Raw genomic sequence first — 26,942 nt, forward strand, 5'->3', positions numbered from 1 at the left:
CGTAGGACTTCCAACTACAGCCAATAAATTAACCGATTAGGTGACGGGAACGAGGCGCTCGAGCGCGGACGAAATGGGTTCTGTCACTCAGCTCAGGGCCGCGTCGCGCGGTCACTCGAGCAGGCCCGCGGCTTCGTCGACGTCCATGACGCCCTGTTCGACCGCGTTCAGGACTCGAACGATCTCTTCGTCCGGACCGTTGCGGTCGTCGTCGCCGACCTCTTCGAGCGTGACCTTCTCGGACTGGCCGGTGAACTCGGGGAAGTCGGTTCCCTCCGCCAGCGCCGTCTCCTTCTTGACGCGGTAGTTGCCGCCGTCGGTGACGTAGAGGTCGCCGGGATGGAAGAAGTACCAGTCCTCGCGGTCGAAGCGGACGCCGATGCGGGGTTTCGCGCCGAAGTTCCGGGCGAAGAACGTCAGCGCCTCGACTTCCTCGCCGGTGAGATAGATCGGATCGCCCGAACTCGATTTCGCCTCGATCGCGTAGAACTGCTCGCCGTCGCCGGCGAGCACGTCGGGGAGTTCCCGCTCGGTCGCGGAGCCGCTGGCGGGCGCACGCATCACCGCGAAGCCGGCCTCGTCGAGTTCGTTGACGAGTTCCCGCTCGCGACGGTCACCCTTCGCCTGGGACATACCACTCCCTCACTGTCCGGCGATATTAAAGAATCGGACCCGATCCCGGTGGGCGATTACGGGAAGGCAGTCGCGAGGAACTCGACGAGCAGCGACGTAGCGGCCTCCGGTTCCTGGATGTCGTACTGAAGGGCGATGTAGAGCAGCCCGAACTGGAGGGCGTTGAACGCGGCGTGGGCGGCGATCGGAACGAAGAGGTTGTCCGTTTCGGCGTAGAGGTAGCCGAAGATGATCGCGCCGCCGAAGACGACGACGATGGGGACCACGGTTGCGAGCAGTGACCCGGACAGCAGGGCGTAGGACAGCAGGTGGACGAGCGCGAAGATCGCACTGGCGATGATGATCGCACTCGACCGGCTGAAGGCGTCGTAGAGCCGCTTCTGGACGACATTCCGGAAAAGGAACTCCTCGGCTGGCGCGTTGAAGAAGAAGACGATGCCGATCATGATCAGCACCATCTGCGGGTCGTTATCGATGAGCGACATGACCTGATTGTCCGCGGACGGCAGGGAGAGCGTCTGGACGACGACGTTGACGAGGATGTAGAACGCGATGATGCCGACGATACCGCCGAGGACGTACGCCCAGCCCCGTTTCGTCGGGGCCCGCAGGTCGACGTACGACCAACCGCGATCGGTCACGGCGAGATAGAGCCCGCCGGCGAGGGCGAACCCGAGGAAGTTCAGGATCATGAACACCGTTCGGGCAGTGATCGACGCGTCCGCCGGCGACTCGATCAGCGACGGATCGAGCGCGAAGGCCGGGAGCGTGGCCAAATTCGCGGCGAGGAGGCCGAAGGCCGTCAGCCCGACGGCGACAAGTGTCGATCGGAGCGGCCCGTCCTGACGCTGCCGGTCTGCTGTTTCCATGAACGGGGCTACGACCACCGGCCTCTTGGGCGTTCCTCTCCCCGAAACGGGTCGGCCGACGGCGAGTCCCCGTTTCGAAGAGTTCACCCCGCGGTCGACGGCAGCTCGTCCTCGAACAGCTGCGCCAGTAGCCGCTGCTGGCCGATCCGCAGGTGCCGGTTGACCGTCGGCTGCGTCACGCCGAGCATGGCGGCGATCTCCTCGCCGGTGCTCTCCCGGGGCCAGTCGAAGAAGCCGGCGAAGTAGGCCGTCCGCAACACCTCGAGTTGCCGGTCGGTGAGCACGTCGAACAGCGAGGTGACGAGTTCGCTTCGGGTTCCCATCGAGCGCTCGACGTGTCGGCGAGCCTTCAGTTCGACGGTCGCGTACTGCTCTCGAAGCGTCTCGACGAACTCACGAACGTCGGTTCCCGTGGGGACGTCGACGGTGACCTCCATGCCGTCGCCGGTCGCGTGCATCGAGCGCGGGCTGGCGCCGTGACGGACCAGCCGCGAGGCGACGACGTCGCCGGCGACGGTCGCCTCGAAGCGACAGGTTCCGTCCGTCTCGCTGAGGAGGCGGTACTCGGTGACCGAAACGAGGTCCTCGAGGACCGTCCGCACATCGTCCGCCGGGACGCCGCTCGTTTCGAAGAACAACAGCGTCTCGTCGCCGGAGTGAGAGCCGAGCCCCTCGTACTCGACGCGGGCTCCCGTCGCCGTCGCGATCCGGGAGAGGAGGTCGTCCGCGTCCTCGATCCGGAGCGTGAGTTCGAGCAGCCGTTCGGCGTGGAGCGCCTCCCGCGTTTTCACCGCCGTGATCGCGTTCGCGATCCCCTCCCCGAGTTCCGTTATCACCGTCCGCTCGAGGTCGCCGAACGCGTCGGGCTCGTCGGCGTACACGGTGAGAACGCCGTAGGTGTATTCGGCGTAGGAGAGCGGGACGCTGATGACCGACTGGAATCCGCAATCCAGGGCGTGTCGCCGCCACCCCTCGCTCTGTAACCCCTCGACGACGTTCGAGACGACCGTCGTCGTTTCGCTCCGCGCGGTCCGGACGGCCGGCTCTGTAGACGCGTCGTACGCGAGCGACGCGTCGTCCAGATACGCCTGTCGCTGCCCGGCCCAGGTGCGGGGCTCGAGTCGCGTGCCGCTGGCGTCGAGAGTCCCGATCCACGCGAACGCGATGTTCTCGGCCTCGAGCAACCGTTCGGGGACGGTGCGCTCGATTTCCTCCCGGCTGTCGGCTCCGATGAGCAACTGGTCGATCCGTCTAATGAGTTCCGTACTCTCGATTTGGCGGTTGAGCCGCCGGTTCCGTTCCTCGAGTTCCGCTTCCCGCTCGCGGAGGCTGGCCTCGCTCTCGAGGCGATCGAACGCGGCCTCGGTCGTGGCGACGAGCGTCTCGATCAGCCGCCGAGCGTCGGCGTCGATCGGCTTCTCGCCCGACGCGACTGCGAAGACGCCATGATCGCCGATCGGAACGACGATTCCGCTCTCGACGGTCGGACCGAAGACCTGCGACCGATCGAACGACGCCGGATCGTCGACCACGGTCCCCGTTCCCGTCACGTAGGCGTTCCAGAGGACGGAGTCGCCGTCACCGACGGCGACTGACGGCGGGCCGTCACAGAGCGTCGCGAACCCGTCCGTATAGGCGACTGGTTCGAGCCGGTTCACGTCGGAATCAAGCCGATAGACGGCCACGCCCGAGGCCTCGAGGATCTCCGCGGCGGTGTCGACGACCAGTTCCGCGACTTCCTCGTGGGTCTCGGACCCGAGCAGGTCGCGGGCGGCGCTATGGAGCGATTCGAGCGCCAGTTCACGTTCCTTGTGCTCGGTGATGTCCTGAATCGTCCCGCGGACGCCGACGATGTCGGCGGACGGGGGACTGCCGTCGGATCGGTGGCCGGCCTCTCGGACGGGTTCGCCGATCGAACGGACCCATCGTTCGTCTCCCTCGGCCGTCCGCATGCGGTGTTCGATCTCGTAGCTCTCGCCGTCCTCGAGCGCCGCGTCGACGGTCTCGAGGACGGCCTGCCGGTCGTCCGGATGCGGAAACGAGGACGCCAGTCTGGGACCGACGTCCGCGTCCAGCGGGAGGTCGTACAGTCGACGCAACCCGTCCGTCAGGGACACCGCATTCGGCTCGGTGCTGACGTCGAGCTCCCAGCCGCCGATGCCGGCGAGTCGTTCGGCCTGTTTGAGGAGTTCCGTCGTCCGCTCGAGTTCGCGTTCGCGCTCCTTGCGCTCGGTGATGTCTCGGATGACGCCCGCGCTGCCGGCGAACTCGTCGTCCGCCATGGGCAGGAGCGCGATGTGATTCTCGACGTCGATTTCGTCGCCGTCGACGGTCTCGAGAACGATTTCGGTGGTCCGAGAGGGTTCCTCGGACCGGAGCAGTTCGCGAATCGTGGCCTGTGCCCGCTCGACGTCGTCAGACGGTATCACCGTCGCCGCGGGCTCGCCGAGTAGCTCGTCCGGCTCGTACCCGAGGATTGGTGTCACGGCGTCGTTCAAGAACGTGAATCGACCCGCTTCGTCCAGCGTGTACACGAGTTCGTCTAACGCCTGCACGATCGTCTCGAAGCGCTCGAGGTCGCGCTCCCGTTCCTTGCGCTCGGTGATGTCCCGGATGACGCCCGCGGTGCCGGCGAACTCGCCCTCGGGCATCGGTAACAGCGCCATGTGGTTCTCGGCATCGATCACGTCGCCGTCGACGGTCTCGAGATCCATCTCGAACGTCTGAGAGGGAGCGCCGGCGCGGAGCAGGTCGCGGACCCGGTCGCGGGCCGTCTCGAGGTCCCCTTCTGCCATCACCGTCGAGACGTGCTCACCGATCAGCTCGTCCGGCTCGTGGCCGGTGATCGACGTGAGGGCGTCGTTCAGGAATGTAAAGCGCCCGTCCGTGTCGATCGTGTACACCAGTTCGTCCAGCGCCTGAATAATGGTCTCGGACCGCTCGAGTTCGCGTTCGCGCTCCTTGCGCTCGGTGATGTCCTGGAACGAGCCCCGAAGTTTGACGACCTCTCCGTTTTCCTCGACGGACTCGCCTATCGTTCGGACCCACTGCAGCTCTCCCTCGTCGGTGAGCAGACGGACTTCGAGGTCGTACGGTTCACCGTCCTCGATCGCGCGCTCGACCGCCTCCTCGATCAGCGACCGGTCCTCCGGGTGGTAGAACTCGAGCGCCTGATCCAGATCGATCTCCTCGTCGGGCGACAGGCCGTGAATCCGGTGGACTTCGGCCGTCCACCGGGGCTTGTACGGCTCCTCGCTCACGTCGAGTTCCCAGGCACCGACGTTCGCCAGCCGCTGGGACTGCTCGAGCATGTGCGTGGTCCGCTCGAGGCGGGCCTCGCGCTCCCGAAGCCGGCGCTCGGTTTCCTTGCGGTCGCTGATGTCGCGACCGATACCGACTTCGACCGGCTTTCCGTCCGGATCCTCGAGCACTGACGCGATGAACTCGTAGGGGATTTGCTCCCCCGATTTCGTCTCCAGTTCCGCTTCGACGTGCGTGTCGCCCGTCTCGAACGCTTCCACGATCGAGTCGCGGATCACCGCCCGGTTCGCCTCGTCGAAGAACTCCAGTGCGTCCATCGACTCGATCTCGGCGTCCGAGTATCCCGATACCTCGACCAGCGTCTCGTTCCACCGCCGGAGATCGCCGTTTTCCTCGAGGATGTAGAACACGTCGTCTAACGCGTCCAGAACGTCGTTCATGAACACCTCGTGACGCTCGAGCCGTCGCTCCTTCTCCTTGCGGTCGCTGATATCGCGGCCGACGCCGGCGAGGACCGTCTCGCCCGACGGATCTTCCAGCGGCGAGGCGACGAACTCGTAGGGGATCCGTTCGCCCGACTTCGTCCGGAGCGCCGCCTCGGTTCGGGTATCGGTCATCGAGATCGAATCCGCGATCGCGTCCGAGATGAACTCTCGGTCGGACTCGTCGAAGAACTCCGCCGCGTGCATCCCGGCGATCTCGTCGTCCGAGTAGCCAGTCACCGCACAGAGGCTCTCGTTCCAGCGCTGTATCTCGCCGTCCTCGTCGAGCAGATAGACGACGTCGTCGACGGCGTCGAGCATGTCGTCGGTGAACGCCCGAGCCTGCTCGAGGCGACGCTCCCGCTCTCGGATCGTCCGGACGTACCGCCGCCGTTCGAACGACTGGCTGATCCAGCGGCTCAACAGATCGACGAACGACTTTTCGGCCGGCGTGAACGGTCGGTCCCGGGGGTCGCGGTCGAGGAAGCAGACCGTTCCGTAGAGTTCGTCGTCGACGACGATCTTCGCGCCGATGTAACAGCTGAGCCCGCGTTCGGCGGCCGGATGCGCTTCCCATCCCGTCGCGGCCGCGTCGTAGATCCCCAGCACGTCGTCCGACTCGATCGCGTCTCGGCAGTAGATCGTCGACAGATCGAGTTCGGTACCCTCCAGATCGCTCTCGCGGCCGACGGCCGTCTCGATCTCGTACCGGTCCGCCGACTCGTCGATCCGGGAGACGAGCCCCGTCTCGACCCCCAGCCGGTCGCGGCCGAGCTCGAGCAGTCGGCGGATCTTCGCCTCGCCACGGAGGTCCGGGTCCGACGTAATTCGGTAAAGCTCCTGACGGTAGCGTTCGCTCTCGGCGCGTCGCCGTTCTCGGTCGCGCACCGTCGCCGCCAGTTCGTCGACGGCCTCGGACAGTCGGCCGATCTCGTCGTCTCGATCGATGATGAAATCGATGGAATTGGCGCTGTCCGCGGTATCGGGGTCATCGGCGAACGACGCGGGCGCGTCGCCGTCGAGACGCGAGACGAACTGACGGAGCTCATCGGTCAGTCGTTCGATGTCGTCCGACCGATCAGAGCCGTTCCGCGCGGCGAGCCCGACGAACAATCCGGGCACCGGCCCCAGCTCGAGTCCGAGCGTCGCCGTGTCGGGGAACCCCATCCCGACGCCGACGACCGCGACGATCGTCCCGAGCAGTACTGCGACCGCCCTCCTGGCATCCGCGAGCGTTCCAGTGAAGACCGCGGCAACGACCATGCCCCTCCTATGGAACGACCGGCAATGATACGCGCGGTTACTTCCACTGTGATTGGCTCGAATATAGTCGGCGGATCCGTTCGAGAAGCGATCGGCGGATCGGACACCACGTGTACAGTCCGGGCCGCCGGCCGAAATCGGATTCGAGCCGTTCGACCGTCGGACGTCGAGAAAGAACGCGACGCGGGCGGGCGATCTCGCCGCGACGCTATACACGTAGTGTCTCGTCGGGGACGAGATAACGTGTATAACGGGTAAGCCGATACAGGTCGCTCGCGTTTCACCGACTAAGATGACCGAAACTACACTGGACTACCACAGCGATTCGATCAGTCTGCGCGTCGTCGAGGCGCTCGCGGACGCGACCGACACTGAGACGTACGAACTCGAGCCGCTGTACAACGTCGTCGATCCCGAGGCGCTCGACCAACTCTTCCGGTCCGACTCGAGCGCCGCCGTCAGCGTCGAGTTCGAGTACGACGGGCTGCTCGTCGGGGTTCGAAGCGACGGCACCGTCACGGTCGACGGGACAGTCCATGGCAATCGATAGCCGGCGACCCAAGGCGGTGCCGACGATGAACCGTGGCGACCCGACCCGGCGGTCCGGCCGCTCGAGTCACCGCGAGCGGTGTGTCTACTGGCCGACTCGCGAACGAGGGCGGTATCGATGTTAACGCTCCCTACTGCGGTCTCCGAACCGGCCGTTCGACTGCGACCGACGCGGCTGACCGTCTCGGTCGTCGGCGAGGACGGAATACGCGACCGCATCGAACGGGCGTTCGCTGACGACGAGATCGAGATCACTGTCGAGGTTGCCCCCACGCTCGCGGACGCTGTCGCGGACCGCGAGACCGACGCGGCCGACTGTCTGGTCCTCTCGTCGCCGCCCGCGGCGACGGCGGACGCGGAGACGCCGGTGCAGACCGACGTCGAAACGCTGGACGAGCGTCTCGAAACGGTCAGAGCCGCCGCGCCGGACCTGCCGGTCGTCGTCCTCGCGGACGAGCGGACGCCCGAACTCGCGGACGCGGTCCGGTCGTACGACTGGACCGTCGTGATCGAACGGGACGAAACGCGCGCCCGGCTCGCCGACCGCGTCTCCGACCTCCTCGAGCGCCATCGATTGACCGCGCTGTCGCGACGGTCGCTCGCGAGCGTCGAGTTCGCCGGTGACGGCGTTGCGATCGTCGATCCCGACGGCGAGATCCAGTTCGCGAGCCGCTCGTTCGCGATGCAGTTCGGCTACGAGCACGACGCCCTCCACGGCGTCTCGTGGCGAGACCTGTTCACCGACGACGCCGTCGAGCGACTCGAGTCGACGGCGATTCCGACCATCGCGGAGGGGTGGCGGTGGACCGGCACCTGCACCGGTCGACGGACCACGGGCGCGACGTTCGCGGCACGGGTTCAGTTCGGCGGCCTCGAGGATGGAAGTTTAGTGGTCGTAGTCGACGAGGCCGAGGAAAGCAGCGGGCTCGAGGACTGACTGTCGCTGTCCGTCGAATCGGCGGCGGAGAGCGAGAGTTCGCTTGCACGGCAGATTTGGTCCGGGATTCGCCGGCGGCGAACGTCGGCGCAGCGCGCGCCACCGCGGCGCCGTCAGCGTGAACGCTTCGACGAAATCCGCCCGGGAGCGCTTACGTCCCGTGGTCCCAGGAGTCCATGTACTCGCGCTGGGTCTCGGTCAGCGAATCGAAGTCGACGCCCTCGGCCTCGAGTTTGATCTCGGCGATCTCGCGGTCGAGGTCGTCGGGAACGTCGTGGACGCCGGCGTCGTAGGCGTCACTGTTCTCGAGCATCTCTCGCACACAGACTGCCTGAATGCCGAAGCTCTGGTCCATGACCTCGACTGGGTGGCCCAGCGAGACGGGCGCGGCGAGATTGACCAGACGGCCCTCGGCGATGACGTTCAGTTTGCGGCCGTCCTCGAGTTCGTAGGCCTCGACGCCGTCGCGGGCCTCGTAGCGGTCGGCCGCGAGGTCGTCTAACGCCTCGAGATCGATCTCGATGTCGAAGTGGCCCGCGTTGGCGAGCAAGACGCCGTCCTGCATCTTCTCGAAGTGCTCCTCGACGATGACGTCGCGGTTACCCGTCGTCGTCAGGAAGACGTCGCCCACTTCGGCGGCCTCGGCCATCGGCATGACGTCGTAGCCCTCCATGTGGGCCTCGAGCGCGCGGCGGGGCTCGACTTCGGTGACGATGACGTTCGCGTTCTGGCCCGAAGCCTTCTGTGCGACGCCCTTGCCGCAGTACCCGTAGCCCGCGACGACGACGTTCTTGCCGGCCCACGAGAGGTTCGTGGTCATGGCGATGGAGGCCAGCGAGGACTCGCCGGTGCCGTGGACGTTGTCGAACAGCCGCTTCATGGGGGTGTCGTTCACAGCAAATACGGGATAGTCAAGCGCCCCGTCACGGTCCATCGCGCGCAGGCGGTGGACGCCGGTGGTCGTCTCTTCGGCCCCGCCAACGATGCCGTCGATCAGTTCGGGGTAGTCCTCGTGGATCGCGGCGACGAGGTCCATCCCGTCGTCGACGGTGACCGTCGGCTCGTGGGCGATGACGGCCTCGATCGCGGCGTAGTACTCGTCGTCGTCGACGCCGCGCTTGGCGTAGCTGGTGATGTTCTCGTGGGTGTCGAGCGCCGCCGACACGTCGTCGTGGGTCGAGAGCGGGTTGCAGCCCGTTACCGCTACCTCGGCGCCGCCCTCCGCGAGCGTCTCGACGAGGATCGCCGTCTTGGCCTCGACGTGCATCGCCATGCCGATGCGCTCGCCCTCGAACGGCTGGTTGGCGACGAACTCCTCGCGGACGTGCTCCAGGATCGGCATGTGTTGAGCGGCCCAGTCCATCTTCCGGCGTCCCTCCTCGCGAGCGGACTCGAGGTCGTCCAACTGCTCGCTGATCGGGGGGTACTCGGTCTCGGTCATGGATCGACTGAGTGCGAGCGCGGCAAAAACGCTACCGAAGCCATCGCGTCACGGCGTGAAACGGAAGTGAAAATCGAGAGCGATCGAGTCCGCGCCGGTCAGCGGCGCGAGCGGCGGCCCGCTGCCGATCGTCGCGCTGTGACCGTTTCGCGACGCCGTCGAAGACCGTGCCTCTGACAACCCGGTATCATCGCGGCGTCTCTCGGACGCGGATCGGTTCCGGTCGAAACGGATCAGTGCGGTGGCCGTTAGTTCGGTCCGGCGTGATCCGGCGGACCGCCACCGTTTCCGCGGTTATCGTTGCCATCGTCGTCCTCTTCGTCTTCGCTGTCGTCAGCGTCGTCGTCTTCTTCATCTTCGCTGTCTTCAGCGTCGTCTTCTGCTTCTTCTTCGCTGTCTTCAGCGTCGTCTTCCGCTTCCTCCTCGCTGTCTTCAGCGTCGTCTTCCGCTTCCTCCTCGCTGTCTTCAGCGTCGCCGTCGTCATCGCCGGACTGACCGGCGTCTTCAGGCGGACCTCGTTCATCGTCGCTCGGCGGGCCAGCATGGTCCGGCGGACCTTGTTCGCCGCTGTCGTCCTCAGTCTCCTCGTCGTCGCTGTCGTCCTCGTCGTCGGCGTCGTCATCGCTCGGCGGGCCGGCGTGGGCCGGCGGACCGCCGGCGGACTCGTCATCGCTATCGTCGTCGCCGTCGTCGGTCTCGTTGTCGTCAGCGTCGTCTTCGGTTTCGTTGTCCTCGAGGTCGTCCTCGTCCTCGGTTTCGTTGTCGAGAGTCTCGTTATCCTCGGTCTCGGTCTCGTTGTCCTCGAGGTCGTCGTCATCGCTCGGCGGACCGGCGTGGGCCGGCGGTCCGGCGTGGTCGGGCGCGTTACCCGGGTTGTTCGCGACGACGAAGGTCGCGACGGAGATGCCGACCGGTCCGTCGGACTCGTTGTCGGCGTCCTCGACGAACTCCGAGACGAGCGCGCCGAAGTTCGACGCGTTCTCGTCGGTCTCGTTCTCGTCAGTTTCGTTGTCCGCAGTTTCGTTATCGAGAGTCTCGTTGTCCTCGAGCTCGTCCTCGGTCTCGTTGTCGAGGGTCTCGTTGTCGTCGGTTTCGTTGTCCTCAGTCTCGTTATCGAGGGTCTCGTTGTCGGCGGTCTCGTTGTCCGCGAGTTCGTCCTCAGTCTCCTCCTCGGGAGACTCCGTTTCCTCGACCGAGTCCTCGTCGATCGTGACCGTCGTGTCGGTCGAGTCGCCGTCGGTCTCGTTCCCGTCGTCGGTCGACGCGGTAATCGTGACGTTGACCGAGTCTTCGGGGGCGTCGAGAACGACGGTGCCGTTCTCATCGGTCGTGTAGTTACCCTCGCCCGCGTACGACTCGTTGTCGAACGCCGTCACGTCGACGGTCGCGTTTTCGACGCTCTCGTTCGCGTCGATCGTGACGACGAGGTCATCGCCCTCGTAGTCGACGTCCATATCGAGGTCGCCGTCGTCCGTCTGCGCTGCCGCCGTTCCCAGCGGTGCGAGCGCGGACAGGAGCATCGCGGCAACCAGTGCCATCGTTAGTAGTCGATGATGTTTCATCCAGTCAGGATATTCACGGATACCTGAATAAACCCCGACGGACGTTCTCGCCGTTTTCACTCCGCGTAGACGCTCCGAAAACCGTTTTTAGCGTTTATCGGGAGTTCTGAACGTTTATCACCGACCGTCCGACTGTTCGTTCAGTCAGACGGACCGACTAGGCATCGGCCCGCTCGACCAACGATTCCGCCGCCTCGAGCGCTCGCTCTCGAACCGCCGCTTCCTCGAGCGACAGTACCTCGCGGTCACGCATGAGCACCCGGCCGTCGCAGACGGTGTGGCGAACGTCGGCCGCCGCGGCCGCGTAGGCGAGGTGGCTCACGAGGTCGTGCGGCGGCGTGAGATGGGGCTGTTCGAGGTCGATCACCGCGAGGTCGGCCGGCGCGCCCGCCTCGAGGCGGCCGGACTCGAGGCCGATCGCGTCGGCGCTGCCCCGCGTCATCATCTCGACGACGGCCTCGGCGGGCACCGCGCTGGCGTCGTCCGCCGCGAGCTTACCCAGCATGGCCGCGTCGCGGGCCTCGTCGAGCATGGAGAGGTCGTTGTTCGAGGCCGCGCCGTCCGTTCCGAGACCGACGGTGACGCCTGCCTCGCGCATCCGTTCGATTGGGGCCATCCCACTGGCGAGTTTCATGTTCGAGGCCGGGCAGTGGATCACGCCGGTCCCGGCCTCGGCGAGCAGGTCGATCTCGGTCTCGTCGACGTGAACGCCGTGTGCGACGAAGTCCTCGGGCTCGAGGAGACCGCGATCGGCGGCGTACTCGAGCGGCCGGACCCCGTGCTCGTCGACGATCGGCGCGACCTCGTCTGCGGTCTCGTTGGCGTGGTAGTGGATCGGAACGCCCGTTTCTCGCGCTCTGGGAACGAACTCCTCGAGGTACTCGCTCCCGACGGTCGTCAGGGAGTGGGGCATGAACGCCGTCGAGATTCGGCCGTCGGCCGCGCCGTCGTACTCGCGGGTGATCTCGAGGCTCGTGGTCGCGTCCTCGCGAGCGGTCTCGCCGTCCTTGCCGACGGTGACGATGCCGTGGCCGAGGCGGGCCCGGAGACCGGCGGTTTCGACCGCGGCGGCGACCTCGGGCACGTGGAAGTACATGTCCGCGAACGCGGTGACGCCGGATTTGATCAGCTCGAGCAGCCCCAGCTCGGCACCGATACGGACGTCGTCGGCCGTCAGCTCCCCCTCGGCGGGCCAGATGTCCTCCTGCAGCCACGCGTCGAGCGGTTTGTCGTCGGCGTACCCCCGCAGGAGCGTCATCGCGACGTGACAGTGGCCGTTGACGAACCCCGGCGTGACGAGCGAGTCCGCCGCGTCGAGCGTCTCGTCGGCCGCCGCCGCGAGATCGGCCCCGATCTCGCGGATCTCGCCGCTGTCCTGATCGATCAGTACGTCCGCAGTCGTCACCGTCAGATCGGAGCGAAGCACCTGTCCGTCGATGATCGCGAGCGTCGTCATTGGCTCAGGGTTCTCCTCAGGCGGCCTTATACTGTCGATACACTGGTCAGTGCGCCGAGACGAGTCGCCGGGTTTATGGTTTCTTTCGAAGACGTATCGATATGGATTCAGGTCTACAGCACGACCACGAGCGCCGGGCCGGCGGCTATCCGCCCCGCGAGGCGCTCGCGGACGCCTGGGACGAACACAGTCGCTACGTCGGGTTCGCCGCCGGTCTGTTCGCGTTCGGGATCGTCGTCGGCGTCCTCCTCATGCTCGCGGGCTACAACCTGCTCGAGATCATCGAGGAGATGGTCGGAGAACCGCTGTTCCCGGACATCGGTAGTGAGAGCAACGTCGATCTGGCGCGCTTTCTGCTCGTGAACAACACCCGTGCGTTCCTGCTATCGATCGTCGGTGCGCTGAGCCTCGGCCTCCTGACGGCCTGGGCGATGGTGTTCAACGGCGTTATCGTCGGGAACGTCGGCGCGTACGTCACCAGGGACGTCGGTCTCGATTACATCCTCGTGGGGCTGCTCCCCCACGGGATCTTCGAGCTTCCGGCGCTGTTCATCGCCGCCGGCGTCGGTTTCCGACTCCTCTATCGGTTCGGCCAGCGAATTCGCGGCACCCGCGACGCCGTCTTCACGAGGCCCTATCTCTACCGGACGGGGCTCCTCGTCCTCGCCGGCTGGCTACTGCTCGTCGTCGCTGCTCTGGTCGAGGCCTTCGTCACGCCCGTTCTCCTCGAGACCCTCTTCGCCGAGCGACTCGAGGGGATGAGTACCGCCGCTTGACCGTCACTCCGCCCAGCAGCAGACGTGCCGTTTCGGCTAGTTTTCCGGGAATGAACGATCGTAAACGGACCCAATCGTCGTCGCCCTTTTCTCCGTGAGCGGACGGTCACTGCACATGAACAGACGTGCGGCCCGATTGGTACTCGTTGCAGCCCTCGTCGTCACCGCCGGCTGTACCGGTGGGATGGGTGGGAACGTCGGCACCGACGAATCGACTGACGGCTCCTCGAGCGAGGGGACGGGAACGGTCGCGTTCTACCTCAGCGACGAACCGAACGCGATCGACGACTTCGAACACCTCAACGTGACGATCACGGCGGTCGGCTTCGAGCGGACCGGTGAGGTGAGCGACAGTGACGCGAACGAGACCGCCGGCGGGAACGAGTCCGACGACGGCGACGAGTCGGCGACCGAAACGGACGAGAACGGCGACGACGGAAACGACGGAGACGGCAGCGACGAGCGCTGGATCGAGTACGACGTCGACGAACGCACGGTCGACCTCACCGAACTGAAAGGCGCGAACGCGTCCGTGGTCGACGAGTTCGATCTCCCCGCCGGCGACTACGAGACGGTGTTCCTCTACGTCAGCGATACCGAGGGCGTCCTGACCGACGGGAGCGAGACGAGGGTGAAACTGCCGAGCGAGAAGCTCCAGCTTCACACGACGTTCACCGTCGGGGACGGCGAGCGGGTCGACTTCGTCTACGACATCGCGCCCCACAAGGCCGGCAAGAGCGGAAAGTACATCTTGAAACCGGTGATCAGCCAGAGCGGGACGGGCGACGACGTCGAGATTCGCGACGTCAGCGAGGGAGCGGACGGAAATTAACGTGACCGACGCCGTGCGACGGACGCCGTTGCCAGCGACACCGCGCGGCGGACGATCGCGACGGGTCGGAACCCGTCGTCGCGCGCCGATCAGCCCATCGTCCCGCGCCGATCAGCGCCGGAGCCGACCGAGCAGTTCGTAGTCGCGGTTCGGCGTGTACCGGCGGAACAGCAGGCTGTTCGAGAGGACCGAGACGGACGACAGCGCCATCGCGCCGGCCGCTAACACCGGTTGGAGCAGCCCGAGCGAGGCCAGCGGGATCATCGCGGTGTTGTATCCCAGCGCCCAGACGAGGTTCTGCTTGATCTTCGCCAGCGTCGCCTCCGAGATGCGAATCGCCTTCACCACGTCGAAGGGGTCGTCGCGCATCAGCGTCACGTCCGCCGCCTCGATGGCCACGTCCGTCCCGGAGCCGATTGCGGTGCCGACGTGGGCGACGGCCAGCGCAGGCGCGTCGTTGACCCCGTCGCCGACCATCATCGCCTTGCGACCCGTCGACTGAATGTCCTCGACCGCGTCGGCCTTGTCCTCGGGGAGGACGCCGGCTCGAACGTTGTCGGGATCGATCCCGACCCGTTCGGCGACGGCGCGGGCCGTTCGCTCGTTGTCGCCGGTGATCATCATGACGTCGAGTCCGCGCTCGCGCAGTTCGCCGACCGCCTCGGCGGAACTCTCCTTGACCGTGTCGGCGTCGGCGACAACGCCCGCGACCGCGCCGTCGACCGCGACCAGCATCGCGGTCTTGCCCTCGCGCTCGAGCCGTTCCATCTCGCTCTCGGCGGGCGCGGGATCGACGCCCTCGCTCTCGAGCAGCCGCCGGTTGCCGACCAGCACCTCGCGACCGTCGACGGTCGTCCGGACGCCCTGTCCGGGGACGTTCTCGAACGACTCGGGGTCTGAGAGCGCGAGGCCGCGCTCCTCGGCACCCTCGACGATGGCTCGGGCGAGCGGGTGTTCGCTGTCGCGCTCGGCGCTGGCGGCGAGTCGGAGCACCTCGTCCCGATCGAGCCTCGTTCGAGCGGCCACCGCTCCTCCATCGGCCGCGGCATTGCCGCCGTCGGCGGCCGCTCGGTCGCCCTCGTCCTCGAGCGCGACCACGTCGGTCAGGGTCATCTCGCCGGTCGTCAGCGTCCCGGTCTTGTCGAAGACGACGGTGTCGACATCTCGCGCGCGCTCCAAGATGTCACCGCCCTTGAACAGGACGCCGTTTTGCGCGCCCAGCGTGGAGCCGACCATCGTCGCCGCGGGCGTCGCCAGCCCGAGCGCACAGGGGCAGGCGATCAGCACGGACGAGGCGAAGACGACGACGGCGAACTCGAACGTCGAGAGGGCGGCCGGACCGCCGCCGACCAGTCCCCACAGCGGCAGCGCGCCGACGACGCCGGCCAGCGTCCCGGAGAAGAGGAACCAGACGAGTCCCCAGAACGTCGCATTGAGGATGACCGCGGGGACGAAGTACGCCGAGATACGGTCCGCGAGGTTCTGGATCTCCGGCTGGCGAGACTGGGCTTCCTTGACGGTCTGGACGATCCCCTGCAGCGCCGTGTCCTCGCCGACCTTGGTGGCCTCGACGACCAGCACGCCGTTCTCGTTGATCGTCGAGCCGATCACCTCGTCGCCGGACTCCTTCTCGACGGGGACGGACTCGCCGGTCACCATCGACTCGTCGACCGCCGACTGACCGTCCACGACGACGCCGTCGGTCGGGACCTTCTCGCCCGGCCGGACCTTCATCCGGTCGCCGACCGAGACGTCCTCGAGCGGTACCTCGGTCTCGTTGCCATCCTCGTCGACCAGCGTCGCCGTCTCGGCCTCCATCTCGAGCAGTTTCCGCAGGGCGTCACCGGCCTGGCCCTTCGAGCGGGCCTCGAGGTAGTTGCCCAGCGTGATGAACACGAGGATCATCGCGGCGGTGTCGAAGTAGAGGTTCCCCGCCAGCAGGTCCAGCAGGACCACGAGGCTGTAGAAGTACGCCGTCGACGAGCCCAGCGCGATCAGCACGTCCATGTTGGCGGTCCGGTTCCTGACGAGGGCGGTGTAGGAGTTCTCGAGGAACTCCCGGCCCAGCAGGACGTAGACGGGCGTCGCGAGCAGGAACTCGACCCAGCCGAATTCGACGCCGAAGATCGTCTCCGGCAGGACCGCTCCGCCGAGCAGGAACCTATTAGCGAGGAAGAACAGGAACGGGGCCGACAGGATCGCGCCGAAGATCGTCAGCCGACGCTGCTTGCGGATTTCGGCCTGTCGGGCCGCGTCGCGGCGCTCCTGATCCGACTCATCGCCCTCGCCACCCTCGTCGCGGACGGGCGTGTAGCCGGCGTCCTCGATCGCCGCGTAGAGGTCCCCGAGCGAGGCGTCGGCCGGGTTGTACGCGACGGACGCCTCGTCGGTCGCGTAGTTGACCTCCGCCTCGATAACGCCGGGGACGGACTCGAGGGCCGACTCGTTGGTCTCCGCGCAGTTCGCGCAGGTCATGTCCGAGATCCCGATCGAGCGACTCGAGCGGTCGGCCTCGTAGCCGGCTTCGTCGATCGCCGCATAGATCTCGGACAGCGATACCTCGTCGGGGTCGTACTCGACGGTTCCCTCGTCCGTGGCGAAGTTCGCGTTCGCCTCGTCCACGCCGTCGAGGGATTCCAGGGCATCGCTGATCGTCTGCGAGCAGTTCGCACAGCTCATGCCCCGGATGGCCAGGTGTGCGGTCCGGGTGCTCATTAGTGACCTCTAGGTGACCCCGCCTTACCCCCTTTACTGGTCGAAATCCAAAGTTCAGCGCGGTGCGTAGCTTCGGATCGAAACTCAGACCCCCTCCTCGAGGCGGTCGTATCGGTCCTCGAACCGGCTCTGACAGGACGAACAGCAGAAGTGGTGAACCTCCCCACCGATGCGGCTCGACTCGCCCTCGCTATCGACGGTGTTGCCACACTCCGCACAGGTGAGGGCGAACTGCGTCCCGTCGAGCGAGGGCGTCCACTCGGCGTCGTCCATCAGCGTCACGTCGTAGTCGACGCCGTCCGCGTCGGGGAGCAGGCCCTCGAGCCACTCGCGAACCCGCTGAACCTGGGCGCGAGCGTAGAACCACACCTCGCCGTCGGCAGTGACGAACACGTGCTCGACGGCGTCGGCGTCCGCGATCGCCGCCTTGCAGTCGTCGATGTCGGCCGCAGGAACGGTCGCCCGGACGAACACTGGCACCCCCGCCCGGAGCTGTGACTGATCCACGTCGACGGTGAAGCGCTCGATGACGCCCGTCTCCTCGAGTCGTCGGACGCGATCCGAGACCGCGGGTCCGGAGAGTCCCACCTCGTCGGCGATGTCGCTGAAGGGCCGGCGGGCGTTCTCGCCCAGCAGTCGCAGGATTTCCATGTCGGTCTCGTCGAGGTCGCGCATACGTCCCGTTCGGACTCGAGTGAAAAGAGCGTGCCGCCCTCCCCCTTTGGAATCGAAACTCGTGTTCCCGATCGTCCTAGAATCGAAAGCAGAAACGCACAAAGTCCGGGGGCCCCTCCGTTCTCGTATGAGTCAGACGATCACCGTCGAAGGCATGTCCTGCGAACACTGCGAGCAGACCGTCGAAGACGCGCTCGAGGATGTAGCGGGCGTCGAGTCGGTCGACGTGGATCGCGACGCAGAGCAGGCGACAGTCGAGGGGGATGCAGAGACCGCGGATCTCGTCAGCGCGGTCAATGACGCCGGTTACGACGCAACGGCGTAGACGGAACTCGAGCAGCGGGTGAACTCGTATTGTAACGGCCACTGCCGGCCGCTCCTTGGGCCCTGGATCAGTGATGGTCGTGCGACGAGCCGGCGTCCGAAACCCGTGGCGGGTGCGCCGCGAAGTCGTCCGGTGCGTCCTCGAACGCCCGCTTGCAGGAAGCCGAACAGAAATAATAGGTCTCGCCGTCGTACGTGGCGTTCGGGCCGTCGTCGTCGGTTCGCATACCACAGACCGGATCACGGTACCGGCCGGGGGCACCGAGGCCGCGACGGTACACGTACAGGAGAAACCCGGAGAGCCCGAACGCAACGAGGTTGAGATAGAAGGTGTAGTTCAACTCGAAGTACTGCTGCTCGGTCGCCGTCTCACCGCCCGCCAAGTTCGGGACGATTCCGAGCGCGTCGAAGAGCAGTTCCATGAGAAAGCCGGTGAAGGCCATCGTCACGAAAAAGACGCCGAGGATGTACAGCATGACGTTCCAGCCGTAGTACTTTCGGTAGATGTTCAACACCGGGATCGTGATGAGATCGGCGTAGACGAACGCGATGACGCCGGCGAAGCTGATACCACCACCCCAGAGGGCGACCGCGAACGGGACGTTCCCCATGCTCCCGACGAAGCTAATGACGGCGATCACGACGCCCATTATCGCGTTTTCGGCGGTCACGAGCAGGCCATCGCCCTCGAGGAACAGCGCGTTCCAGACCCACTGCGGAACGAACACGATGACGAAGCCCGAGATGAGAAACCCCGCGACGACGTCCTTCCAGATCATCGACCACTCCTTGCGATACTGGTTCCCAAGTTTGTACCAGCCGCCCCACGACCGGAGTTCGTCGTACCACTCGCCGCTACTCGCCGTCTGCTGCCGATAGGTCTCCAGACAGCCCTCGGAGCAGAATCGCAGCGTCTCGCCGCCGTCGGTCACGATGGCGTGTTCGTCCGTCCCCTCCATGCCGCAGGTCGGATCCGTCATATCGCCGTGGTCGCGGTCGTGTCGCTCGAGTTCCGTGCGAACCTCGTCGAACAGCGTCTCCGGGAGCGTCACGCGGACGATAACGGCCATGACCGCGATGAGGACGAGTCCGCCGAGGAGTTCCGCAACGAGGAACTCCCAGCCCAGCAGAATCAGGATCATCAATCCGAGTTCGACGATGAGGTTCGTCGAAGCGAACATGAACGCGAGGAAGTTCACCGCGTGCGCGCCCTTCGCGAACAGTCCTTTACCGATGGCGACGGCACCGAAGCTACAGCCGCTACTCGCCGCACCGAACGCCGTCGCCTTCGCGAGGCTCGTGAGGTTGCTCTCCCCGAGAACGTTCGCCATTCGCTCCTTCGAGACGTACACCTGAACGAGACTCGTGATCGTGAGTCCCATGATGATCGCCCACGCCGCCGTCCAGAGGAACCCGAAGCCGATCCGGAGCGACTCGAGGATCCCATCGATAAGTGTCGCCTCCATGTGTAGTAGATCGGATGGAGCGGCTATTGCTGTTCTCCTTCGAAAAGCGTTGTCTGATCCGGCCCAGACACTGGTATCCAAAGTGGAAGGTGGAGTTTGTATTGCAGAGGATGGCGTGAAGACCGCTCGTTGGTATCGTGGCGTCCCAGTGCAGGGATCAATGAGGCCACCGATCACGCAAAACGGTTCTACACGTGAATATACTCCGCTGGAAGCGGGTATCGAGTGGTTCAACACGCTCTGAACGGGTGGTTCACTGGTCTCGGTTCAATTATGATCGCATAGTGGTAGCTATTCTAAACTATGGATATCAAAGATATTCCGCATATAGACACGAGGTTCGAAGGCAGAATCGCATTGAGTACGGAGGTCGTCTCTCTAGATAGAGACGGAACGATCCGTCACTGGTGAGATCTCATGGCAACAGAGACGAACGATACGAGACTCGTCACGATCGTCCTCATTACCCTCGGTGCCATCGTGGTTCTACCGATGGTCTTCATGGGGTTCGGAATGATGGGGTTCGGCCCGATGATGGGCGGAATGTGGGGACACGGAGCGTGGAGTAACGGAACGGCACCCGGCTGGATGCCCCTCGTCGCCGTCCTGCTACAACTCCTGTTCGTCGCCGCCGTCATCGGTGGCGGATACCTCCTCTATCGCGCGATCGCCGGGTCGGACGACTCCGATCGGGCGCTCGAGGAGCTTCGCCTCGCGTACGCTCGCGGCGAAGTGAGCGACGAGGAGTACGAACAGCGGCGAGACGCGCTCGAGCGGGACGAGTGAGGACCGGCACCCTCGTGCAGAACCGCGGTCCGTCGGCGACAACCGACCGTTCGAACACGGTTCGCGAACGGGGCGTTCGGCCGCCTCGTGCTCGAGTCGATCGAAGCCGAGTCACCGTCACCCGAGGTCCGCGTCCTCGAACCGCCGGTAGCCCGCGACGACGGGAACGAGTCCCCACGCGAGCAACACGACGACCGAGAACCAGTCGGCGAGGTAGAACGGGACCTCGCCCGCGAGCCGGTTCGAGAGCTCGAGCGTCTCGGCCGGCGCGTTCACGGGAACGTCCTCGAGCGGGAACTCGGGGACCGCGTCGACCCGCTCGTCGAGGACGGCGCCCGCGATGACGCGGTAGGCCTCGAGCGGGTTGAGCCGCTTCAGGAGGAAGTACCAGGGCTCGGCCTGAATCCCCGGGAGCGAGCCCGTGACCGCGTAATAGATCCCGACGACGACCGGTTTCCAGAAGAACACCATCCCCACGAACGAGCCGATGGTGAGCGTCCGCGCCCGTCCCTGGGTCGAGGCGGCGGCCGAGCCGCCGACCGCGAGGGCCGTGAACGTCAGCCCGAGCAGGACGCCGGTCGCGACGAATCCGGCGAACGTCGTCACGCCGGGAACGCCGTACAGCGCCACGACGAGGACGCTGGCCACGGCGAACCCGACGGCCAGGGCCGTGCCGGTGACGAGCAGCCGGCCGGCGAGTTTGCCGGCCACTATCTCTCCCCTGGAGAACGGGTAGCTCAACAGCACTCGCAGGCTCCCGGACCGCCGCTCGCCGACCACGGCCATGTAGCCGGCGACCAGCGCGATTCCCGGGACGAACAACTGCGCGAGCATCGCCACGCCGGAAAGCGCCAGCGCGGCGTCGACGGTCACGGGCTCCGGGAAGAGCTGTTCGGCCGAGAGCAGCGACATCACCAGGAAGGCGACGAAGACGGCGATGAGCCCCCACAGCAGCCGCGAGCGCGCCGCGTCCTCGAAGTCCTTCCGGGCGACGTCTCGCCAGGAGACCGTCATGCTACCACCTCCCCGTACACGGCAGCGTCCGCTGTCTCCGAATCCGAAACGCCGCCGTCGGTCGTGTACGCTGTGAAGACGTCCTCGAGCGACGCTTCCTCGGAATCGACGTCGAGGATATCGACGCCGGCGTTCGTCAGCCGGGTCACGACTCGCGCCTTCGCACGCGAGTCCGAACACGCGACTCGAACGATACCGTCCGCCGACCGTACCGAGTCGACGCCGTCGATATCGGTGAGCGTGACGCCGATATCGCCGCTCACGCGCAGGCGGAGTTCGGAGCCGGCCCCGACGGTTCTCCGCAGTCCCTCGACGGTGTCGACGGCCACTAACTCGCCGTCGGACAGGATGCCGACGCGGTCACAGACCGCCTCGACCTGGCCGAGGACGTGACTCGAGAAGAACACCGTCGTCCCGTTCGCGGCCTCCTCACGGACCAGCTCTCGCATCCGGCGAATCCCGTGCGGATCGAGCCCCGAGGAGGGCTCGTCGAGGATCAGCAAATCGGGATCGCCGACCAGCGCCATCCCCAGCGCCAGCCGCTGTTGCATCCCCTTCGAGTAATCACCGACCGATCGGGCGGCGTCGCGCTCGTCCAGTCCGACGCGGTCGAGTATCGCGTCGGGGTCGTCGTCGGCGTCCGCCCACTCGATCGCGAACTCGAGGTGGCGGCGACCGGTCAGGCGGTCGTAGAGGCTCATACCCTCGGGAAGCACGCCGATGCGTTCACGGAGCGCCTCCGACTCCTCGCGGGCGTCCGCGCCGAGTACCGTCGCGGTTCCCTCGGTCGGACGCACGTAGTCCAACAGCATGTCGATGGTCGTGGACTTCCCGGCCCCGTTCGGACCGAGGAAGCCGAACACTTCGCCCTCTCGGACGTGCAGGTCGAGGCCGTCGACGGCGACGACGTCTCCGAAGCGCTTGGTCAGGTCGTCCGTCTGGATCGCAGTCATCACCCGCTTGTACCGGCGCGGAACGCATCGGTCGTGCTCCGAGTATACTGGGACCGTTTATATCCCCCGTCGACGGAACGGTGGCCCGCAGTTCGAGACCGATCGAGACCGGTCGGAAACGTGAACGGTGGACAATACTTTATCGAAAGCCAGTTTGGTCGTCGCTAGGCGCATGCGAGAAGCTCACGTGTCACTCAGCGACCCGGCGTTCGATCGGATGGGGATCGCGGAACTCGTCTCACTCAGTCGCGATGCGGGGGTTCTGGGATTCGAGGAACTCGCGTGTCACGGGACCGGTGCCATCGTACAGGTCGCGGTCGAGACGCCGATCGACGAGGACCGGCTGTCCGGCCTCGAGTACGTCGACTGGTGGGAGCGGATCGCCGACTCGGTGGGGGAGTACCGGTACGTGATCGCGTTTACCGCTCCGGCGCTCCCGGCGGAACTCGCGGATCGGTCGGACGAACTGATCGGGACCTGTGAGCCGGACGTGACCGACCGCGGTGCCACCCTGTCGCTGGTCGGCTCTCAGGAGACGATTTCGGGGACCGTCGACGAGTACGAGCGGGCGGGGATTTCGCCGGACCTGCGAAAGCTCGGGACCTACGACGGTCGCGACCATCCGCTGGACGAACTGACCGACCGCCAGCGCGAGGCGGTCCGAACCGCCTACGAGATGGGGTACTACGAGGTGCCGCGAACGGTGACGACCGAGGACGTCGCCGCCGAACTCGACGTCGATCCGTCGACGATCGCCGAGCATCTCCAGCGGGCCGAGCGGAACCTGCTGGGTCAGCATCTGTAACCGAGCGGTCACGCGACGAGCGCGGCCGCCAGTTCGGTGGCGCCCGCGAGCGGCATCGCGACGGTCGCCGCCGGGACGGTGTCCGCCCACCGTTCGTACGCCTCGCGGTCCGGGAACGCCCGAACGTACGGACAGACCGCGGCGTAGACGTCCGCGTGCGACGGCTCGCTGTCCGGCGGCGCGACGGTCTCGTCGACGCCGAACGAGAACGCTGCCGTCTCGGGAGTGACCGCGAGTCGAGTCGTTCCCGCGGCGCGCGCTTCGATTACCGTTCCGTCCGGGCTTTCGGTCCGAATCGCGACCGGTCGGTCCGCGAGTGCCGACAGGAGTACCGCGTCGTAGAAACACCGGAAGTGGTACCGCTCCCCGTCGATTTCGCCCCAGTGAGCCGTCTCCCCGGGGGCGTGGCACAGATCGTCGACCGCGATCGATCCGCCGCCCGTTCGGCGACGGATCTCGGCGATCCACTCCGCGAGCGTTTCGACGGACTCCTCGCCGAGGAGTCGCCCCAACGCTGTCCGTACATCGTCGGGGAGCGGTGCCTCGAGAACCGGCGAGTCCGATATCCATCGGTCGCTCCTCGAGTCGGGTTCGCACTCCCGGTCGTCGGTGCCGCTGCCACAGGTACGCGAATCGTCCGTCATACTGCGGTATACGATCGGTCAGGACTATCGCCGTGACTCCCAACGTACTGGGACCGTTTAGATGGTCAAGGGGATGTGTGGGAGATCGATGCGGTCAGGTCGACGGGTCAGTCCGCCGGCCGCGGCTCCCGCGGCGCGGCGACGCCCGGCAGGCTCGGCACCGAGAGATCGGTCCGGCGGAGGAACTGCGCGTTGATCGCGACGATCACCGTGCTGAGCGACATGAGCAGTGCCCCGACGGCCGGTGAGAGGAGAATCCCGATCGGCGCGAGGATCCCGGCCGCGAGCGGGAGCGCGAAGACGTTGTAGCCCGCGGCCCAGACGAGGTTCTGTTTCATCTTCCGGTAGCTCGCGCGGCTGAGCTTGACGAGCCGAACCACGTCCATCGGATTGTTCTTGACGAGAATGATGTCCGCCGACTGGACGGCGACGTCCGTTCCGCTCCCGATCGCGATGCCGATATCGGCCCTCGTGAGCGCTGGCGCGTCGTTGACGCCGTCGCCGACCATCGCGACGGACTTGCCCTGCTCCCGTAATTCGGTGATCTTCTCGTCCTTGTCTTCGGGCAACACCTCGGCGAAGACCGTCTCGATCCCGAGATCGGCCGCGACCGCGCGAGCGACGTCCTCGGAGTCACCGGTCAGCATCGCCACCTCGAGCCCCAGTTCGTGGAGCGCGTCGACGACGCGGTAGCTCTCCTCGCGAACGACGTCCGCGAGCGCGAACGCGGCGACTGGTTCCTCCTCTCGAATGAGGTAGACCACCGTCTGCGCGTTCTCGCCCGCCCGATCGGCGAACCGCTCGAGTTCTGACGGCACGTCGCCCTCGAGTTCCGAGAGCAGGTTCGGACCGCCGACGTGGATCCGCTCGTCGTCTCGCGGCTCGTCGCCGCGAGACAGTCCGGCGGCGCGGAGCGCCGCCCCGTCGACCGTCGCGCGGACGCCCTTGCCTTTCAGCGCCTCGAAGTCCGTGGCAGTTCCCCGCTCGAGGCCGCGCTCGTCGGCCGCCTCGCGGATCGCTCGGGCGATCATGTGTTCGGAGTCGCCCTCGACGGTGGCCGCCAGCGCGAGCGCCTCGTCCTCGGAGACGCCGTCGACGGTCGCGATATCGACGACGCCCTGCTCGCCCTCGGTGAGCGTCCCGGTCTTGTCGAAGACGACGGTGTCGAGGGCCCGAGCCTGCTCCATGGCGATGCGATCTCGGACGAGCATCCCGTTGCGCGCGGCCAAGGAGGTGTTGATCGCGACGACCAGCGGGATCGCCAGCCCGAGCGCGTGCGGACAGGCGATGACGAGGACGGTGACGACCCGTTCGATCACCGCCGAATCGAACCCCGTCGCGATCGTCCACGCGATCGCCGTGACGACGGCCGCGCCGAGGGCGACGTAGAACAGCCAGCCCGCCGCCCGGTCGGCGAGGGCCTGCGTTTTCGATTCGCTTCCCTGCGCCTCCTCGACCAGCCGCATGATCCCGGCCAGCGTCGTCTCCTCGCCCGTCGCGCTGATCCGAACCCGGAGGCTCCCGTCGCCGTTGACCGTCCCGCCGATGACCTCGTCGCCGGGCTCCTTCGAGACGGCCGTCGACTCGCCGGTGATCATCGATTCGTTCACGTCCGATTCCCCCTCCTCGACGACCCCGTCCGCGGGGACGCTCGCACCGGGTCGGACGAGCACGAGGTCGCCTTCCTCGAGGTCGCTCGCCGGAACCTCCTCGGTCTCACCGCTCTCGGTGATCCGCTCGGCGGTGTCGGGCATCAGTTTCGCCAGTTCGTCCAGCGCGCTCGAGGCCCGCCGGACCGAGCGCATCTCGATCCAGTGGCCCAGTAACATGATGTCGATCAGCGTCACGAGTTCCCAGAAGAACGCCGACTGAGTGGGGACGACGACGCTCGCGAGGCTGTAGACGAACGCGACGGTGATCGCCATCGAGATGAGCGTCATCATCCCCGGCGCGCGGTCGCGCAGTTCCGGGACGGCCATCCGGAGGAAGGGGACGCCCCCGTAGGCGAAGACGATCACCGCGAAGACGGGGGTGAGCCACTCGCTGCCGGGGAACGCGGGGACGGAAAAGCCGAGCCAGCCCTGCAGCGTCTCGCTGTACAGCAGGACGGGAATCGAGAGCAGCGTCGAGACGAAAAACCGCCGCCGGAACATCGTCTCGTGACCGGCGTGCATGCCGCCACCGCCGTGATCACCGTGCTCGTGGCCCTCGTTACCCCCGCGATCACCACCGTGAGCGCCGTCGTCGCGGTCACCGTGTTCAACGCGGGCACCTTCGCGTTCTTGGCGATCGCGGATCTCCGCTCGTCCCCGTTCGGCGTCGTCGGCCTCGTCCTCGAGCAGCGACCGTTCGACCCGGTCCGGCCGCTCGCCGTCGTCTCGAGTCTCGGCGGGCACCGGATCGTCCTCGGTTCGGCGGTCGCGATCGTCCACGAGTTGGTCCTCGAGTATCGAAACGCGAGCGTGTACCAAGGAACCGGGGCCGGCTACTCCCGGGAAGCGGAGCGAGGACGCGTGTTCGTCCGGATGAAAAGACAATTCCCGGCCGCCCTCCAAGGTCGGACATATGCGAATCGCCGTTCCTAACAAGGGCCGCCTGCACGAGCCGACGATCGACCTCTTGGAGCGGGCGGGGCTCCACCTCGAGAACGGGGCCGACCGGAAGCTCTACGCCGACACCGTCGATCCGGACGTGACCGTGCTGTTCGCTCGCGCGGCCGACATCCCGGAGTACGTCTCCGACGGCGCGGCCGACCTCGGGATTACGGGCTTCGATCAGGTACAGGAGGCCCGCGTCGACGACGTCTCGGAACTGCTCGACCTCGAGTTCGGGCGCTGTCGGCTCGTCCTGGCCGCCCCCGAAGACGGCGACATCGGCGGCGTCGAGGACCTGGCGGGCAAGACCGTCGCGACCGAATTCCCGAACATCACGGCGGACTTCTTCACGGAGACAGGCGTCGATCCCGACATCGTCGAGGTCTCGGGCGCGACGGAACTCACGCCCCACGTGGAGATGGCCGACGCCATCGTCGACATCACGAGCACCGGGACGACGCTGAAGATGAACCGGCTGGCCGTCGTCGACGAGGTCCTCGAGAGTTCGGTCCGGCTGTTCGGTCGGGAGGACGTCCTCGACGACCCCAAAGTCGGCGAGGTCAGGACCGCCCTCTCCTCGGTGAAACGCGCCGAGGGCAAGCGCTACCTGATGATGAACGTGCCGCGGGACCGGCTGGAGGCCGTTCGCGACGTCATTCCGGGGCTCGGCGGGCCGACGATCATGGACATCGCCGACGAGGACGAGGCGGAATCGAAGGTGGCCGTCCACGCGGTCGTCAACGAACGGGACGTCTTCGAGACGATCACCGAGGTCAAAAAGGCCGGCGCGAGCGATATCTTAGTGACCGAGATCGAGCGACTCGTCGAGTGAGCGGGTCGGACTTCGGGGACTCGCATCGTTCGGGGGTCGGACGACTCGACTCGATCAGGGGTAGACAACTCGA

General features: G+C 66.3%; 21 protein-coding genes. 8 read left to right on the forward strand and 13 right to left on the reverse strand.

Going from position 1 to position 26,942, the window contains the following annotated elements; genetic code table 11:
- Positions 1-111: 111 nt before the first annotated feature.
- The 3 genes from hjc to LDH66_RS15870 all read right to left on the reverse strand — a co-directional run bounded on the left by hjc (position 112) and on the right by LDH66_RS15870 (position 6,508).
- Positions 112-633, reverse strand: coding sequence for a Holliday junction resolvase Hjc (gene hjc, locus LDH66_RS15860; protein WP_226482065.1), 522 nt, complete (start codon positions 631-633; stop codon positions 112-114).
- Positions 634-689: 56 nt separating this feature from the next.
- Positions 690-1,502 (reverse strand): CPBP family intramembrane glutamic endopeptidase, encoded by an 813-nt coding sequence (locus LDH66_RS15865; RefSeq protein ID WP_226482066.1) that lies wholly within the window; start codon positions 1,500-1,502, stop codon positions 690-692.
- A gap of 83 nt (positions 1,503-1,585) precedes the next feature.
- The gene (locus LDH66_RS15870) at positions 1,586-6,508 is read right to left on the reverse strand and encodes a PAS domain S-box protein (RefSeq protein WP_226482067.1); all 4,923 of its coding nucleotides are present in this window, start codon (positions 6,506-6,508) and stop codon (positions 1,586-1,588) included.
- 292 nt (positions 6,509-6,800) lie between these two features.
- Between LDH66_RS15870 and ddfA the strand changes: the two genes are divergently transcribed.
- Together ddfA and LDH66_RS15880 are read left to right on the forward strand one after the other, a co-directional pair.
- A complete protein-coding gene (gene ddfA, locus LDH66_RS15875) occupies positions 6,801-7,058 on the forward strand; it encodes a DdfA family disk-determining factor (protein WP_226482068.1) in 258 nt (85 codons plus the stop codon).
- Between the two features lie 117 nt (positions 7,059-7,175).
- Complete coding sequence (locus tag LDH66_RS15880; protein WP_226482069.1) at positions 7,176-7,994, forward strand: PAS domain-containing protein; 819 nt, start codon at positions 7,176-7,178, stop codon at positions 7,992-7,994.
- A gap of 151 nt (positions 7,995-8,145) precedes the next feature.
- Here the strand turns inward: LDH66_RS15880 and LDH66_RS15885 are convergent, their stop codons facing one another.
- From LDH66_RS15885 to LDH66_RS15895, 3 genes are all read right to left on the reverse strand, one after another.
- Positions 8,146-9,435 (reverse strand): adenosylhomocysteinase, encoded by a 1,290-nt coding sequence (locus LDH66_RS15885; RefSeq protein WP_226482070.1) that lies wholly within the window; start codon positions 9,433-9,435, stop codon positions 8,146-8,148.
- A gap of 248 nt (positions 9,436-9,683) precedes the next feature.
- Entirely contained in the window at positions 9,684-10,973 is a 1,290-nt protein-coding gene (locus tag LDH66_RS15890; RefSeq protein ID WP_226482071.1) for a hypothetical protein, read from the reverse strand.
- Between the two features lie 181 nt (positions 10,974-11,154).
- Positions 11,155-12,453 carry an amidohydrolase gene (locus tag LDH66_RS15895; protein WP_226482072.1) on the reverse strand — a complete coding sequence of 433 codons (1,299 nt, stop codon included), beginning with the start codon at positions 12,451-12,453 and terminating at the stop codon, positions 11,155-11,157.
- Between the two features lie 101 nt (positions 12,454-12,554).
- Between LDH66_RS15895 and LDH66_RS15900 the strand changes: the two genes are divergently transcribed.
- Positions 12,555-13,229, forward strand: coding sequence for a stage II sporulation protein M (locus tag LDH66_RS15900; protein WP_226482073.1), 675 nt, complete (start codon positions 12,555-12,557; stop codon positions 13,227-13,229).
- Between the two features lie 115 nt (positions 13,230-13,344).
- The gene (locus LDH66_RS15905; RefSeq protein WP_226482074.1) at positions 13,345-14,061 is read left to right on the forward strand and encodes a DUF4382 domain-containing protein; all 717 of its coding nucleotides are present in this window, start codon (positions 13,345-13,347) and stop codon (positions 14,059-14,061) included.
- 111 nt (positions 14,062-14,172) lie between these two features.
- On the opposite strand, the gene LDH66_RS15910 is transcribed toward LDH66_RS15905, so the two are convergent.
- Both LDH66_RS15910 and LDH66_RS15915 read right to left on the reverse strand, forming a co-directional pair.
- On the reverse strand, positions 14,173-16,776 hold the full coding sequence (locus tag LDH66_RS15910; RefSeq protein ID WP_226482075.1) for a heavy metal translocating P-type ATPase: 2,604 nt from the start codon (positions 16,774-16,776) through the stop codon (positions 14,173-14,175).
- A gap of 84 nt (positions 16,777-16,860) precedes the next feature.
- On the reverse strand, positions 16,861-17,451 hold the full coding sequence (locus tag LDH66_RS15915) for an AsnC family transcriptional regulator (protein ID WP_226482076.1): 591 nt from the start codon (positions 17,449-17,451) through the stop codon (positions 16,861-16,863).
- Positions 17,452-17,578: 127 nt separating this feature from the next.
- Between LDH66_RS15915 and LDH66_RS15920 the strand changes: the two genes are divergently transcribed.
- On the forward strand, positions 17,579-17,776 hold the full coding sequence (locus LDH66_RS15920; protein WP_226482077.1) for a CopZ family metallochaperone: 198 nt from the start codon (positions 17,579-17,581) through the stop codon (positions 17,774-17,776).
- A 67-nt stretch (positions 17,777-17,843) separates the two neighbouring features.
- Here LDH66_RS15920 and LDH66_RS15925 read toward each other — a convergent pair whose 3' ends face one another.
- Complete coding sequence (locus LDH66_RS15925) at positions 17,844-19,241, reverse strand: permease (protein WP_226482078.1); 1,398 nt, start codon at positions 19,239-19,241, stop codon at positions 17,844-17,846.
- 417 nt (positions 19,242-19,658) lie between these two features.
- On the opposite strand from LDH66_RS15925, the gene LDH66_RS15930 reads away from it, so the two are divergent.
- Positions 19,659-20,027 carry an SHOCT domain-containing protein gene (locus tag LDH66_RS15930; RefSeq protein WP_226482079.1) on the forward strand — a complete coding sequence of 123 codons (369 nt, stop codon included), beginning with the start codon at positions 19,659-19,661 and terminating at the stop codon, positions 20,025-20,027.
- Between the two features lie 117 nt (positions 20,028-20,144).
- On the opposite strand, the gene LDH66_RS15935 is transcribed toward LDH66_RS15930, so the two are convergent.
- Complete coding sequence (locus LDH66_RS15935; RefSeq protein ID WP_226482080.1) at positions 20,145-21,041, reverse strand: ABC transporter permease subunit; 897 nt, start codon at positions 21,039-21,041, stop codon at positions 20,145-20,147.
- Positions 21,038-21,994 carry an ABC transporter ATP-binding protein gene (locus tag LDH66_RS15940; protein WP_226482081.1) on the reverse strand — a complete coding sequence of 319 codons (957 nt, stop codon included), beginning with the start codon at positions 21,992-21,994 and terminating at the stop codon, positions 21,038-21,040. Before LDH66_RS15940 ends, LDH66_RS15935 begins: the two co-directional genes overlap by 4 nt.
- Before the next feature lie 187 nt (positions 21,995-22,181).
- On the opposite strand from LDH66_RS15940, the gene LDH66_RS15945 reads away from it, so the two are divergent.
- Positions 22,182-22,799, forward strand: a complete 618-nt coding sequence (locus LDH66_RS15945) for a helix-turn-helix domain-containing protein (protein WP_226482082.1) — start codon at positions 22,182-22,184, stop codon at positions 22,797-22,799.
- 8 nt (positions 22,800-22,807) lie between these two features.
- On the opposite strand, the gene merB is transcribed toward LDH66_RS15945, so the two are convergent.
- Positions 22,808-23,443 carry an organomercurial lyase gene (gene merB, locus LDH66_RS15950; protein ID WP_226482083.1) on the reverse strand — a complete coding sequence of 212 codons (636 nt, stop codon included), beginning with the start codon at positions 23,441-23,443 and terminating at the stop codon, positions 22,808-22,810.
- A gap of 107 nt (positions 23,444-23,550) precedes the next feature.
- Positions 23,551-25,617 carry a heavy metal translocating P-type ATPase gene (locus LDH66_RS15955; protein WP_226482619.1) on the reverse strand — a complete coding sequence of 689 codons (2,067 nt, stop codon included), beginning with the start codon at positions 25,615-25,617 and terminating at the stop codon, positions 23,551-23,553.
- Positions 25,618-26,008: 391 nt separating this feature from the next.
- Between LDH66_RS15955 and hisG the strand changes: the two genes are divergently transcribed.
- Positions 26,009-26,869, forward strand: a complete 861-nt coding sequence (gene hisG, locus LDH66_RS15960; RefSeq protein WP_226482084.1) for an ATP phosphoribosyltransferase — start codon at positions 26,009-26,011, stop codon at positions 26,867-26,869.
- Positions 26,870-26,942: the final 73 nt, after the last annotated feature.

The sequence above is a fragment of the Natrinema amylolyticum genome (genome assembly GCF_020515625.1).
GTDB classification, from domain to species: domain Archaea; phylum Halobacteriota; class Halobacteria; order Halobacteriales; family Natrialbaceae; genus Natrinema; species Natrinema amylolyticum.

Excerpts from the sequence above, each read along its gene's own strand:
- hjc (WP_226482065.1), bottom strand. The coding sequence starts at position 633 with ATGTCCCAGGCGAAGGGTGACCGTCGCGAGCGGGAACTCGTCAACGAA.
- LDH66_RS15865 (WP_226482066.1), bottom strand. The coding sequence starts at position 1,502 with ATGGAAACAGCAGACCGGCAGCGTCAGGACGGGCCGCTCCGATCGACA.
- LDH66_RS15870 (WP_226482067.1), bottom strand. The coding sequence starts at position 6,508 with ATGGTCGTTGCCGCGGTCTTCACTGGAACGCTCGCGGATGCCAGGAGG.
- ddfA (WP_226482068.1), top strand. The coding sequence starts at position 6,801 with ATGACCGAAACTACACTGGACTACCACAGCGATTCGATCAGTCTGCGC.
- LDH66_RS15880 (WP_226482069.1), top strand. The coding sequence starts at position 7,176 with ATGTTAACGCTCCCTACTGCGGTCTCCGAACCGGCCGTTCGACTGCGA.
- LDH66_RS15885 (WP_226482070.1), bottom strand. The coding sequence starts at position 9,435 with ATGACCGAGACCGAGTACCCCCCGATCAGCGAGCAGTTGGACGACCTC.
- LDH66_RS15890 (WP_226482071.1), bottom strand. The coding sequence starts at position 10,973 with ATGGCACTGGTTGCCGCGATGCTCCTGTCCGCGCTCGCACCGCTGGGA.
- LDH66_RS15895 (WP_226482072.1), bottom strand. The coding sequence starts at position 12,453 with ATGACGACGCTCGCGATCATCGACGGACAGGTGCTTCGCTCCGATCTG.
- LDH66_RS15900 (WP_226482073.1), top strand. The coding sequence starts at position 12,555 with ATGGATTCAGGTCTACAGCACGACCACGAGCGCCGGGCCGGCGGCTAT.
- LDH66_RS15905 (WP_226482074.1), top strand. The coding sequence starts at position 13,345 with ATGAACAGACGTGCGGCCCGATTGGTACTCGTTGCAGCCCTCGTCGTC.
- LDH66_RS15910 (WP_226482075.1), bottom strand. The coding sequence starts at position 16,776 with ATGAGCACCCGGACCGCACACCTGGCCATCCGGGGCATGAGCTGTGCG.
- LDH66_RS15915 (WP_226482076.1), bottom strand. The coding sequence starts at position 17,451 with ATGCGCGACCTCGACGAGACCGACATGGAAATCCTGCGACTGCTGGGC.
- LDH66_RS15920 (WP_226482077.1), top strand. The coding sequence starts at position 17,579 with ATGAGTCAGACGATCACCGTCGAAGGCATGTCCTGCGAACACTGCGAG.
- LDH66_RS15925 (WP_226482078.1), bottom strand. The coding sequence starts at position 19,241 with ATGGAGGCGACACTTATCGATGGGATCCTCGAGTCGCTCCGGATCGGC.
- LDH66_RS15930 (WP_226482079.1), top strand. The coding sequence starts at position 19,659 with ATGGCAACAGAGACGAACGATACGAGACTCGTCACGATCGTCCTCATT.
- LDH66_RS15935 (WP_226482080.1), bottom strand. The coding sequence starts at position 21,041 with ATGACGGTCTCCTGGCGAGACGTCGCCCGGAAGGACTTCGAGGACGCG.
- LDH66_RS15940 (WP_226482081.1), bottom strand. The coding sequence starts at position 21,994 with ATGACTGCGATCCAGACGGACGACCTGACCAAGCGCTTCGGAGACGTC.
- merB (WP_226482083.1), bottom strand. The coding sequence starts at position 23,443 with ATGACGGACGATTCGCGTACCTGTGGCAGCGGCACCGACGACCGGGAG.
- LDH66_RS15955 (WP_226482619.1), bottom strand. The coding sequence starts at position 25,617 with ATGCACGCCGGTCACGAGACGATGTTCCGGCGGCGGTTTTTCGTCTCG.
- hisG (WP_226482084.1), top strand. The coding sequence starts at position 26,009 with ATGCGAATCGCCGTTCCTAACAAGGGCCGCCTGCACGAGCCGACGATC.